This is a genomic window from Aeromonas sp. R3-1 (genome assembly GCF_040908345.1).
In the GTDB taxonomy this organism is placed as follows: domain Bacteria; phylum Pseudomonadota; class Gammaproteobacteria; order Enterobacterales; family Aeromonadaceae; genus Aeromonas; species Aeromonas veronii.
Map to the genome: position 1 here is coordinate 1 of NZ_JBFODN010000094.1, position 12,916 is coordinate 12,916.

The window sequence follows — 12,916 nt, forward strand, 5'->3', positions numbered from 1 at the left end:
CCTGTTAGGGTCACTTGATCCTTATTTTTTGGGGTAAAATAACAAGTTCCGGAGTGAGAAAAAAAGCAGACATTCCGCTCTAAATCTCATATCCTGTGCGGCGTCACGCGGTGTTTGCTGGCTGGGTATCACAAAGTAACAAAGTGTTATTTTTCGTTATAAAATAATTTCAGGCCAGTCCTGATGCGGCTTGTAGCCCAATAACTGAAAATTGCCAACCAGCGCGCCGATTACTGCACAGAAACTTGACCTGGATTAAACCATTGCGGGTCTGCTTTCGTTACTTTACAACATATCCATACTGACACGGTGGGTCAGGTTGCTTCAAAAACGACCAATCCACCAAAAAATATCAATAATATGGGGTGAAACCATGTACGAGAAGTCTGTTGTTATTACTGCTGAAAACGGCCTGCACACCCGTCCGGCAGCTCAGTTCGTGAAAGAAGCCAAAGAATTCCAAAGCGAGATCACTGTGGTCTCCGGTGGCAAGTCCGCCAGCGCCAAGAGCCTGTTCAAGCTGCAGACCCTGGGCCTGACCAAGGGTACCAACGTAACTATCCAGGCTGATGGCCCGGATGCTCAGCAAGCTGTTGAGAAGCTGGTTGCCCTGATGGACGAGCTGGAGTAATCCAGCTTTAGATTCCTCCCCCACAGTCGTTTTAATAGGAAGGATTATGATATCTGGCATTCTTGCGTCCCCCGGTATCGCATTCGGTAAGGCGCTTCTTCTGAAAGAAGATGAAATCGTTATCAATCAGGGCAAAATCTCTGCTGACCAGATTGATGCCGAGATCAACCGTTTCCTCGAAGCTCGTACCAAGTCAGCTACCCAGCTGGAAGCCATCAAAGAGATGGCCGGTCGCACCTTCGGTGAGGAAAAAGAGGCCATCTTCGAAGGCCACATCATGCTGCTCGAAGATGAGGAGCTGGAAGGGGATATCAAATCCTTCATCAAAGAGAACAAGGCTTCCGCTGACAAAGCCATCTATGAGGTGATCGAACAGTACGCCAAGATGATGGCCGAGCTGGATGACCCTTATCTGCGCGAACGCGCTACCGACTTCCGTGACATCGGTACCCGTCTGGTCAAGAACGTACTGGGCATCGCCGTTGTCAACCTGAGCACCATCGACGAAGAGGTGATCCTGGTCGCCAAAGACCTGACCCCGTCTGAAACCGCTCAGATTAACCTGAAATATGTGCTGGGTTTCGTCACCGACATCGGTGGCCGTACCTCTCACACCTCCATCATGGCCCGCTCCCTGGAGCTGCCGGCCGTGGTAGGCACCAACGACATCACCGAGCGCGTCAAGAACGGTGACATGCTGGTGCTGGATGCGATCAACAACCAGATCATCATCAATCCGACCGCTGAACAGCTGACCGAAGCCAAGAAGTTCCAGGCTCAGTTCCAGGCCGAGAAAGATGAGCTGGCCAAGCTGAAAGATCTGCCTGCCATCACGCTGGATGGTCACCAGGTCGAAGTGTGCGCCAACATCGGTACCGTCAAGGATACCGAAGGTGCCATCCGCAATGGCGCCGAAGGCGTGGGTCTGTACCGTACCGAGTTCCTGTTCATGGACCGTGACGCGCTGCCGACCGAAGAAGAGCAGTTCAAAGCCTACAAAGAAGTGGCCGAAGCGATGCCGGATCAGCCGATCATCGTGCGTACCATGGACATTGGCGGCGACAAAGAGCTGCCGTACATGAATTTCCCGAAAGAGATGAACCCCTTCCTGGGCTGGCGTGCCGTGCGTATTTTCTTCGACCGCGAAGACATCATGCACGCTCAGCTGCGGGCTATTCTGCGCGCCTCTGCCTTCGGCAAGCTGCGCATCATGTTCCCGATGATCATCTCTGTCGAAGAGTTCCGTAGCCTGAAAGCTACCGTAGAGACGCTGAAAGCAGAACTGCGTGCCGAAGGCAAAGCCTTTGATGAATCCATCGAAGTGGGTATCATGATCGAGACCCCGGCCGCTGCCGTGATGGCTCATCATCTGGCCAAGGAAGTGGATTTCTTCAGTATCGGTACCAACGACCTGACCCAGTACACCCTGGCTGTCGATCGTGGTAACGAGATGATCTCCGCCATGTACAACCCGCTGTCACCCTCCGTCCTGACCCTGATCAAGATGGTTATCGATGCGTCCCACGCCGAAGGCAAGTGGACCGGTATGTGTGGTGAACTGGCTGGTGACGAGCGCGCTACCCTGCTGCTGCTGGGTATGGGTCTGGATGAGTTCTCCATGAGCGCCATCTCTGTACCGCGTATCAAGAAGCTTATCCGCAACACCAACTTCGAAGATGTGAAGGCAATGGCTGATCAAGCACTGAGCTTTGCCACCGCCGCTGAAATCGAAGCGTGCGTAGATAACTTTATTAAGCAGAAAGCAGTCTGCTAAGATCGGCTGCAAACAGCGACAAATCATCTCTAGGAGCTTTATATGGGTCTGTTTGATAAACTGAAGAAACTGGTTTCCGACGATAGCTCTGACACCGGCGGCATCGAAATCTTTGCTCCGCTGTCTGGCGAAATCGTGCCGATCGAAGATGTGCCTGACGTTGTCTTCGCCGAGAAGATCGTTGGTGACGGTATCGCCATCAAGCCGGCTGGCAACAAGATGGTTGCGCCGTGCGATGGTACCATCGGCAAGATTTTCGAGACCAACCACGCGTTCTCTCTGGAATCCGACTCCGGTATCGAGCTGTTCGTTCACTTCGGTATCGACACCGTTGAACTGAAAGGCGAAGGCTTCAAGCGTATCGCTCAGGAAGGCCAGCAGGTCAAGCGCGGTGACACTATCATCGAGTTCGATCTGGCCGTTCTGGAAGCGAAAGCCAAGTCTACCCTGACTCCGGTTGTCATCTCCAACATGGACGAGATCAAAGAGCTGATCAAAATGACTGGTGCCGTGACTGTGGGCGAGACCCCGGTTATCCGTATCAAGAAGTAATGCCCGGCTGGCTCACGCCAGTTGCGCAGTAAAAAACCGAAGCCTTGTGCTTCGGTTTTTTTATGGCTGCGAGTCGGCTTTCCGTTCTGGTTACCACTCTATTCCGTCGAGATGACAACCCGGTTACGGCCCTGATCCTTGGCCTGATAAAGGGCCCGGTCTGCCATCATCAGCAGATAGTCGATGCTCTCCTGCCCCTTCATGCTGGCACACCCCAGACTGATGGTGAGGGATAGCTGCTTCCCCTGCCATGGCAAGCGGGTGGAACTGACGTGCTGGCGCAGCTGTTCGGCGCGCCGTGCTGCCTGTTCAATATCGCAACCAGGCAGGATCAGCAGGAACTCCTCTCCGCCCCAACGGGCCAGACTCTCCCCCGGCAACAGCTGGCCAGCCATGGCGTGGGCGACGGCGCAGAGCGCGGCATCGCCCGCAGGATGGCCGTAGCGGTCATTGACCTGTTTGAAATGGTCGATATCTCCCAACACCACCGAGAGGGGCTCACCTTGCAACCAAAGGGCCTGCAGCTGTTGCTGGGCGCCGCGCCGGTTGGTCAGTTCGGTGAGCGGATCGGTGCAGGAGAGGCGGCTCACCTCTTCCACCATACACTGCAGGTCGTGGATATCGCGAAAGGTGACGATATGGCCATCCGGGATGGCATCGGCTCCCAGCTGGGCAGTGACGATAAACCAGCGTGACTGACCGCTCTTGCAGCGGATCAGCGCAGGCATCTCGGCGACCTCCAGCCCTTGCGACAAGCTCTGTTCCACCTGGGAGTGCCAGGAGTCGATGATGGTGCGGCGATACCCTTCATCCGGGTAGGCGACCTGAAACCAGGAGGCCATGTCCGGCAGATCGTTAAGGTTGTAGCCCAACTGCTCAATAAAGGCTTTATTCAGGAAGCGGTGGCGCCGCTGAGGGATCATGTCGGGTGAGCAGCCATCGTGACGGGCAATGGATTCGGACACCAGAATAGGCAGCGGGATCACATCGAAGGAGCGAAACAGGATCTGTTGCAGTTCTCGGTCATTCATAGGAAAAGCGGCTCCACGATGCATCTTTTATATGCTTTACCATAGGTCAGACCAGTGTGGTGGTAAACCGATTTATGGTGGTTACGCCGCCGGTTTTTCAGCCAATGGCAAAGGCGAGAAAATGGCGGGGTTGTTTGCCGTGGCCGTATCGGGTGAAAGCTGGGCAGGCTGAGGAGAAGCGGCGAGGCAAAAGGGTCAAAAAAACCCACATGGTCAGGCACATGTGGGTCGGGAAAAACCAGACAGGGTAAAACAGACACTCCCTGTGTCGGTCATCTTCAGCTCAGGTGGAGGTGGTCCATCTGCTGGAGCTTTTCGGGCCAGGGCCCCTGCTGGTGGTCACCAAATCTTCACACGCTCGGAAGGTGGCAGATAGAGCTTGTCTCCCGGTTTGATAGCAAAGGCACTGTAGAAGGCCGGTATGTTGACGACGACGCCGTTGACCCGGCACTCCAGCGGCGAGTGGGGATCTGTCTTGAGCCGGACGGCTGCAAGCTCGGGCCGGTACTTCCCTTTCCACACCTGTGCCCAGCCGATAAAGAATCGCTGCTCGGCGGTGAAGCCATCGAGCACAGCTGACTTGCGGTTGCCCAAGGCGAGCTGGTACGCCTTGTGGGCGATGGTCAGGCCGCCGAGATCGCCGATGTTCTCGCCAAGGGTCAGCTGGCCGTTGACATGCTCCCCCTTGATGGGCTCGAAACGGTCGTACTGTTTCGCCAGTTTTTGCGCTCTGGCGGTGAACTCCTTGAGATCGGCCGGAGCCCACCAGTTGTGCAAGGCACCGTTGCCATCGAATTTAGCCCCCTGATCATCGAAACCATGGCTCAACTCGTGACCGATGACCGCGCCGATGGCGCCATAGTTGACCGCATCATCCGCCTTCAGATCGAAGTAGGGCGGTTGCAGTATGGCTGCCGGGAAGACGATCTCGTTGTTGTTCGGGTTGTAGTAGGCGTTCACCGTCTGCGGATTGTCGAACCACTCCTCCCGATCCACCGGTTGATGGAGGCGGGCAAGGTGCTCGTTGTAACGCACCGTGGCCGCTCGCTGGGCATTGCCGACCAGATCATCGGGACGGATCTCGATTGCGCTGTAATCCTGCCACTGGTCGGGATAGCCGATCTTGACCCGTACCTGCTCCAGTTTCGCCAGCGCCTGCTGTTTGGTCGGGGCAGACATCCAGTCGAGCCCACCGATCTCCTGGCGATAGGCGGCGATCAGATTGCGCACCATGGTCGCCATCTGTGCCTTGGCCTCGGCCGGAAAGTAGCGCTCCACGTAGAGTTTGCCCACCGCCTGACCCAGATAGTCGTCCAGCACCTCCATAGCCTGCTTCCAGGGCTCCCGCTGCCGGGGGATGCCGCTCAGGGTCGTACCGTAGAAAGCGAAGTGCAGGGCATTGCTCTGGCTGTCGAGATAGGGCGCATAAGTACGTAGCAGATGGAACAGGCAGTAGGATTGCCACTGCGCGATGCTGGTCTCCTGCATCACGGCGGCCAGCTTCTCCAGATAGTCCGGCTCACTGACGATGATCTCCGTTTCCCCGGCGATACCGGCCTCTGTCAGGTAGCGTTGCCAATCCAGGGTGGGCAGCAACTGACTGAGGCGAGCGATGGGCAGTTTGTTGTAGGTGAGGTTGTCATCCCGCAGCTTGACTCTATCCCACTGCAGGCTGGCGAGGCGGGTCTCCAGCGTCAGAATGTGATGGGCCTGCTCGCTCGCCCCCTCGACGCCGGCATGGTTGAGCAGGGCGGTAATGAACTGCTCGTAGCTGGCCCGCAGAGCCTTACTGGCGGCATCTGCTTTCAGGTAGTAGTCCCGATCCGGCAGACCGAGACCGGATTGCTGCAGGTAGATCCCGTAGCTGTCAGGCTGCTTCTTGTCGGCCATGAACCCGATACCAAAGGGAGCACCGCCACCCAGCTTGTTAACACGGGCAAAGTAGGTGGCCAGCGAGGTGCCATCATGGATGGCCATGATCTCGTCGCGCAGTGGCTGAATGGGGGTCAGCCCTTTGGCATCCCGTCCGGCCTGATCCAGATAGCTGGCGTAGAGATCGGCGATCTGCTGGCGAGGGGTTCCGGCTTGTTGCGGGCGCTTGAGCAGCTCCTCCAGCAACACCTTGCGATCCTCCAGCGACTTGTCCGCCAGCAGATTGCCGATGGTCTGCCCCGGCATGTCATCCGGTATTTGGGTCTGGGCCAGCCAGTTGCCGTTGACGTGGCGAAACAGATCGTCCGCCGCGCGCACGCTGTTATCCATGCTGGCCAGATCCACCCCGGAGTGGCCGCTGGTGGCACCGGCGCATGGGGCCAGGCCAAGCAGGGCCAGCGCAATCAGGCTGGCGATCATGCTGCGTTGCTGTTTCATCGTGTGTGTCCTGTATGGGGAGACTGTGGTGATTGGCTGTAACTGCTGGTCAATCAGCTGCGAACGACCGAGAGGAAGCGACCGTCGTGATTGAAGGTGCAGGTAAAGTTGACCGCATCATCATCGGTCTCGTACTGGCCATAGACCTTGTATCTGTGGCCACTCTCTTCTGCCGACTCGGTGGTGATATCGCGCGGGGAGACATGGAATTTGCTGGCTGCTTCCCCCGAGCAGTAACGGGGCATCTTGCTGGTGGCCATATGCTGGTCATCGCTATCGTCATGCTGGCCATCATGCTCGTGTTTGTTATCGCTGTGCTTTTTCCCGGCGTAATAGCCAGCGGCGCCGATGGCACCCAGCGCAGCTGCACCTATCAGGACTTTCTTGGTATTCATATTCTGGCAGCCGCTCAATGCCATACAGGTGGCCAACCCCATTACCATCAAGGAGTGTTTCATCTCTCGGATCCTTTCAATTATCAAATGAGCAAGTCGGTGTCAGCCGGGCGCTGGTCACTGGGCCCGGCGCTGGAATGGCGCCACTTTGCAATGGTCAGGATGAAGAGGACACTCAAATAAAATTAAAAAAAGTTATAAAAATCCGGGAGCCGGAGCGAGCGCGGTATGGGGGGCGCGGTGAGGGGACAAGGGCGCAGGTTTCATCCATGCGGTAAGTAGTGGTGTAGGGCAAGTGTTTGTTTTTAGACTTTTATTTCCCTTTATATTTTATCAAGGATGATGGCTGTCTGTTATGCGGCGGCCAGCCATATTGGCAATGGATAACTGTCTCTATCGCCATAAACTGGCATAAAAAAGCCGCTCACCTGGGTGAGCGGCTGTTGCTATCAGATTAATGCAGTTCGCTATCAGGCTGGCTGCTTGCCATCTTCCGCGGGCGGCGGCAGGGCGGCGGAGTTGGACTCCACCTTCTGCTCTTCGCCTTGCATGTTCTTGATGTAGACATCCATCTGGTTGAAGGCGATCTCGATGCCGTTCTCGCGGAACAGCTGGTCGATCTTGCGGTTCAACTCGTCTACCGCCGGGTTGCGATCACCCAGTTCGCTCACGAAGAAGCGCAACTCGTGATCCAGCGTGCTGGCGCCAAAGGTGAGGAAGTAGACGATGGGGGCCGGGTCTTTCAGTACCCGACTGTTTTCGTCGGCAGCCTGTTTGAGCAGGGTGCGGGTCAGCTCCAGATCCGAGCCGTACGCCACGCCCACCCGCACGATCACCCGGGTGACGGTGTCACTCAGCGACCAGTTGATGAGCCGTTCTGTCATCAGTTGCTGGTTGGGGATGATCACCTCTTTGCGGTCGAAGTCGGTCAGGGTGGTGGCGCGAATACGGATCCGCGAGACGGTACCGGAGAAGGAGCCGATGGTGACGGTGTCACCGATCCGCACCGGACGCTCGAACAGGATGATGATGCCGGAGACGAAGTTGGAGAGGATCTCCTTCATGCCGAAACCGATACCGACTGACAGACCACCCGCTACCCACTGCAGCTTGTCCCACTGCACGCCCATCATGGAGAGAGCGGTGAGGGAGCCAAAGCCGATCAGCACGTAGTTGAGCATGGTGGTGATGGCGTAGGCGGTCCCCTGAGCCAGGTTGAGCTTGGAGAGCACCAGCACCTCCAGCAAGCCCGGCAGGTTGCGCGCCAGTGACCATGCCCCGCCGAGCAGCAGGAAGCCGATCAGCACGTCACTCAGGCTGATGGGGAACAGCACGGCGTTGGCGCCGGTGCCTTCACTGCGGTGCCACAGCACCATGCTGTCGAGGTAGGAGAAGACCGCGACCAGATCGGACCATAGCCAGTAGAAGGCGACACCAAAGATCAGCATCAGCACGGTACGGGTCAGACGCAGGGACTGCTGGCTGACATCCTCCAGATCCATGGGCTGCTCTTCAATGGACTCACCACCTTCCGCATCTTCCGAAGATTTGTGCTCACGCTTGGCCACCGCACGGCGGTAGGCCAGACGACGGGCAGCCAGCTCCAGACCACGCAGGGCGGTGCGGTAGACCAGGCTCCAGATGATGATGAGGTAGAAGGATTCGATCAGGCGACCGGTGAGCTTGAGCGCGGTGTAGTAGTAACCGAGCACCGCCAGCACGATCAGCGCCACCGGCGCCAGCGCCAGGGCGATGGCGATCAGCGACTTCTGCATGCTCGCCTCGCCCTTGATGCGGGCGCGGGAGATGGGGAACACCAGATAGGCGGCCAGCCCCAGCAGGGTCAGGGTCATGGCCTGACCGATCACGTCGTTGCCCAGGGTGGAGGGTTCAACCACTGCCTTGGTTGCGAGCATGATGAGCGGCAGCAGTGGCAACCAGATGTAGCGCATGCTGTTGCGCTTGGCCTGCAGCTCCGCTTTCGGGATCCGGAAGTGGGTTTCGGCGATGCCGCCCGGGCGCATCACCGCCAGATAGACGCTGAACACCAGATAACCGAGGGCGAGGTTCAGGGTGATCTGGAACATCAGCTTGGGACTGAGCAGACCGCAGTAGGTGAGCAACAGGCCGCCAGCCAGAATGAACATGCTGCCCGGCAGGCGTTGCAGCACGGTATAGAGCAGGGCGCGCGGGGTGTGCCACTGGCTGTCCTGACGGAAACGGCCAAGGTCCTTGGTGATCTTCTTCTCGCGCTCAACCAGCGCCGGACGTTTCCAGACCAGCAGGCCGCCGATTAGCAGCAGCGGGAAGGCGAGCAGGGATATCCCCAAGAGCTCTTCGCGCCAGCGTTTCCAGTCCGGTTTCAATACCCAGTCGGAGGCCTGTTTGTAGGCCTGGGCGGGCCAGCTGATAAACCACTTGCTGTCGATGGGCTTGTTGCTGCTTACCCAGAAGATGTGTTGCTGCAGGGTAAATTCGATAGAGGCATAGACCCGCGCCAGCTGCTGCTGGGTCAGCTGCAGGCTGATGGCGTTGGTGAGCTGGCTGTCGAGTTGGCGGTTGAGCTGATCGAGCAGATTGATACGGGTGTCGAGCAGCTTGGCAAGGCTCTCCTTGTCCTCCTCGCTCACCGGATCCTTGCTGCCGGCGATCAGATTGTCCAGATAGAGGTTCTTCTGGAACAGCTGGTCACGCTGCTGGCTCAGTTCAAACTGGGCCAGATGGAGATCGGCGATCTGCTCTTCCAGGTTTTTGACGGCGATGGTGGGCGCCGCTTCCAGCTGCTGGTAGAGCTGATAGAGGATGCGTGACAGCAGCAGATTGCCCTTGAGCATCTGCACCTGTTCATTGAGGTTGCGCTCGGTCTGGATGCCGCGCTCCAGCCAGCTCTTGGCTTGCAGGTTTTTTTGTACCAGCGAGTTGAGGCTGGTAGTGGCACCGATCAGCTGCTGGCTGAGCTGGTGATTGAGCTCCTGCTCTTTTTGCACCAGCGGGCTGTCTTCGGTCGCCACCAGTTCACCGGTCTGCTCGGCGGTTTTTTCGGTGTCGCCGAGGCGCTTGGCGCTGCTCTGATCCTGCAACAGCTGCAGTTTCTGCTCTTCGCTGGCGAGACGGGCACTCTGGTAGTCGCGCTGCTTGATCGCCAGATCCTGCATGCTGGTACGGTTATCCAGCTCCTTTTGCAGGTGGGCCAGTTGCAGGTCGAGCAGGGCCAGCTCGGCACCGAGCTTCATCTTCTCGGCGCTGGAGACGCTTTCACCGGCGTTGAGGCGGGTACGGATCTCCTGACTGCGCTGGTAGGCGCGGCTCATGCTGGCCTGGGCCCGCTCCGGCAGGGTCTGCAAGCTGGTGAGCTGGCTGCCGATGGCGCCGAGGGCCTCCTGGGCCGCCTGCATGTTGGCCAGCACTTCCGGCTGACGGCTGTCGAGCTCTGCCAGACTCATGCTGGCGTATTCGCTCTTGATCTGCTCGGCACTCTTGCCCTTGGTCAGGGCATCGAGCTTGGCGCTGATCTCTCTGAGCTCGGTGGGCAGGTTGCGGATCCGCTGGGCCTGGGTCTTGGCCTTCGCCTCTTCCTTGTCGATGCTGTCGAGCAGTCCGAGGGTTTCGGTCAGCAACTTCTGATCCGCTTGCTGGCTGACGGTCAGGGTCTCTGATTTACCCAGACCATCCAGCGCTCGCTGAACTGCGTTGCGAGAGGGGACATCTTGCGCCATGGCTTGCGGCACGCAGAGGCTGGCGAGGAGACAGAGCAGCGGCAACAGGGTGGCCGAGGCTCTTTTAAAACGTATTGAGGGCATATAACTTCCGGGTTATTACGCGATATTCGGGAGATTTCCCGCATAGATTAAATTCGCGTGGATTCTAACACCGGGCTTGTCAGGTAAGCAGGGGGGAGGGACAAAAAAAACGGCGCCCGCAGGCGCCGTTTTCAACTCGTTCAGCTCTGATTAAAGAACGTGAACAGAAGCGGTGTTGGTGGTGCCGCTCGGTACCAGAGCACCGGAGACCATCACAACCACGTCACCTTTCAGACCCATGCCGATTTCCAGCGCGGCTTCTTTACCGATGCGATAGAAATCGTCGGTAGAGGCGATGCTGTCAACCACGTGAGCAACCACACCCTTGGTCAGAACCAGCTGGGCAGCAGTCTTCTTGTTGGTGGTGATAGCCAGGATCCAGGCTTTCGGGAAGTACTTGCGAATGGCCTTGGCAGATTTGCCGCCTTCGGTAGCGACCACGATCAGCGGGGCGTCCAGCTTCTCGGAGGTCTCTACGGCGCCTTTACATACGGCTTCGGTGATGCGCAGCTTGTTGCTGTCGTTGGCAGCAGACAGGTTGGACGGCATCACGGCATCGGTACGCTCGCAGATGGTGGCCATGATGGTCACGGCTTCCAGCGGGTACTTACCCTTGGCGGATTCACCGGACAGCATCACTGCGTCGGTACCGTCCAGGATGGCGTTGGCCACGTCACCAGCTTCGGCGCGGGTCGGACGCGGGTTCTTGATCATGGAGTCCAGCATCTGGGTGGCAGTGATAACCACTTTGCGGGCTTTGTTGCACTTGGCGATGATCATCTTCTGGGCGAAGATAACTTCTTCAACCGGGATCTCTACACCCATGTCGCCACGAGCAACCATGATGCCGTCGGAAACAGCCAGGATCTCGTCGAAGTTGTCCAGACCTTCCTGGTTTTCGATCTTGGAGATGATCTGGATGTTCTCGCCACCGTGGGCTTTCAGGTGCTCACGGATTTCCAGAACGTCTTCTTTCTTACGGATGAAAGAAGCAGCAACGAAATCAACGCCTTGCTCGCAACCGAAGATCAGGTCGCGCTTGTCTTTCTCGGCCAGGGCCGGCAGCTTGATGGAGACGCCCGGCAGGTTAACGCCTTTGTTCTCGCCCAGATCACCGTTGTTCAGCACTTTACAGATAACTTCGCGCTCGGTGATTTCGATAACGTCCAGACCGATCAGGCCGTCATCAACCAGAATGCGGTTGCCGACGCGCAGATCGTTGGCGAAACCTGCATAGGTCACGGCCACTTTGTCTTTGTTGCCAACCACGGTCTGGTCGGTGGTGAAGGTGAAAGTCTGGCCAGCGACCAGCGCGACGTCGTTGCCGCCTTCCAGCTTCATGGTACGGATTTCCGGACCCTTGGTGTCCAGCAGGATAGCTGCGTGCTTGCCGGTCTCGGCCATCACAGCGCGCAGGTTGCTGATGCGGCTGCCGTGCTCGGCGTAGTCACCGTGGGAGAAGTTCAGGCGCATGACGTTCATGCCGGCGTCCAGCATTTTGGCCAGCATTTCTTTGGATTCGGTCTTCGGACCGATGGTGCAGACAATTTTGGTCTTTTTCATGTCAATCTTCATGGTTAAGGAATTTCCGCCGAGCAATATACACCAGTTTTTGGAATCTTTTTATGATCCAGAAACAACGTTTTGACCAGATAACGTTTTCTTTTCAGGGATAACGTTTTCCTGTGAGTCACATTTTAGAGCATACGGCCACAGGTTCGGGCTGAAGGGATACAAATGTTGCCATCTGTGGTTGTTTGGCCAGGTTGAGGTTCAGATGTTGTAAAATGACCACCCGTCCGCTGTCACCGTCTTGTCACCGGCTTGCGCAAAAATGTTAGTTCATTGGCGCACGGGTGAAGGAGGCAGGGATGAAAAACAGCCATGAAACCGGATGGGCTCTGCTCTTGCTGGGCGCTGCCCTGCTGCTGGTTCAGACGCTGCCAGCCCGCTACTGGCCTGATAATGCGCGACTGCTGGCGATTTTCTCCCTCCCAGTGAAAGGGGAGGTGGCCGCCGAGGGATTGGCGTGGCGAGAGTGGCAGGATCACAGTGCCGCGACCCGGATGGCGCTTCGTGTAGCCCGACCGCTGCCGGATGCTCCTCAGCCTTGATATCTATTGCCGATTACCTGTCGTGAAGGCGTGAAATTATCAACCATCGGTTGATAGTTCTTATCTATCTTGCTGGATTGTTCACCTTTAATGGCAGGGGGATAATCGATTCCAACAGCGATATCCCCTCCGGTATCGCCTCCTGATACTTTGTTGGAGTCTGCTTTATGTCCCTCGCCCCCGTCTGGTTTATCTCTCACGGCGCACCGGATCTGGTGCTGCGTGAGCAACCCGCCACCCGCTTTCTGC

At 57.4% G+C, this 12,916-nt stretch carries 9 protein-coding genes and 1 pseudogene; 5 read left to right on the forward strand and 5 right to left on the reverse strand.

What is annotated here, in order from left to right:
• The first annotated feature begins 373 nt into the window (after positions 1 to 373).
• The 3 genes from AB5Y85_RS06245 to crr are packed head-to-tail and all read left to right on the forward strand — an operon-like array spanning position 374 to position 2,957.
• Positions 374 to 631 carry an HPr family phosphocarrier protein gene (locus AB5Y85_RS06245; RefSeq protein WP_005338266.1) on the forward strand — a complete coding sequence of 86 codons (258 nt, stop codon included), beginning with the start codon at positions 374 to 376 and terminating at the stop codon, positions 629 to 631.
• Positions 632 to 677: 46 nt separating this feature from the next.
• A complete protein-coding gene (gene ptsI / locus AB5Y85_RS06250; RefSeq protein ID WP_019446785.1) occupies positions 678 to 2,405 on the forward strand; it encodes a phosphoenolpyruvate-protein phosphotransferase PtsI in 1,728 nt (575 codons plus the stop codon).
• Between the two features lie 42 nt (positions 2,406 to 2,447).
• Positions 2,448 to 2,957, forward strand: a complete 510-nt coding sequence (gene crr, locus AB5Y85_RS06255) for a PTS glucose transporter subunit IIA (RefSeq protein WP_005338264.1) — start codon at positions 2,448 to 2,450, stop codon at positions 2,955 to 2,957.
• Positions 2,958 to 3,055: 98 nt separating this feature from the next.
• Here the strand turns inward: crr and AB5Y85_RS06260 are convergent, their stop codons facing one another.
• The 5 genes from AB5Y85_RS06260 to pykF form a co-directional block, all read right to left on the reverse strand.
• Positions 3,056 to 3,988 carry a GGDEF domain-containing protein gene (locus AB5Y85_RS06260; protein ID WP_257687116.1) on the reverse strand — a complete coding sequence of 311 codons (933 nt, stop codon included), beginning with the start codon at positions 3,986 to 3,988 and terminating at the stop codon, positions 3,056 to 3,058.
• Between the two features lie 339 nt (positions 3,989 to 4,327).
• The gene (locus AB5Y85_RS06265) at positions 4,328 to 6,358 is read right to left on the reverse strand and encodes a M13 family metallopeptidase (protein WP_257687115.1); all 2,031 of its coding nucleotides are present in this window, start codon (positions 6,356 to 6,358) and stop codon (positions 4,328 to 4,330) included.
• 53 nt (positions 6,359 to 6,411) lie between these two features.
• Positions 6,412 to 6,816: a hypothetical protein gene (locus tag AB5Y85_RS06270; RefSeq protein WP_257687114.1), complete on the reverse strand. Its 405-nt coding sequence runs from the start codon at positions 6,814 to 6,816 to the stop codon at positions 6,412 to 6,414.
• Between the two features lie 407 nt (positions 6,817 to 7,223).
• Positions 7,224 to 10,553: a mechanosensitive channel MscK gene (gene mscK / locus AB5Y85_RS06275; protein WP_181497512.1), complete on the reverse strand. Its 3,330-nt coding sequence runs from the start codon at positions 10,551 to 10,553 to the stop codon at positions 7,224 to 7,226.
• Between the two features lie 150 nt (positions 10,554 to 10,703).
• Positions 10,704 to 12,116 carry a pyruvate kinase PykF gene (gene pykF / locus AB5Y85_RS06280; RefSeq protein WP_031227651.1) on the reverse strand — a complete coding sequence of 471 codons (1,413 nt, stop codon included), beginning with the start codon at positions 12,114 to 12,116 and terminating at the stop codon, positions 10,704 to 10,706.
• Between the two features lie 308 nt (positions 12,117 to 12,424).
• Between pykF and AB5Y85_RS06285 the strand changes: the two genes are divergently transcribed.
• Both AB5Y85_RS06285 and AB5Y85_RS06290 read left to right on the forward strand, forming a co-directional pair.
• Positions 12,425 to 12,667 carry a hypothetical protein gene (locus AB5Y85_RS06285; protein ID WP_257687875.1) on the forward strand — a complete coding sequence of 81 codons (243 nt, stop codon included), beginning with the start codon at positions 12,425 to 12,427 and terminating at the stop codon, positions 12,665 to 12,667.
• Between the two features lie 167 nt (positions 12,668 to 12,834).
• Positions 12,835 to 12,916: pseudogene (locus tag AB5Y85_RS06290) on the forward strand (dioxygenase); the annotation flags it as partial.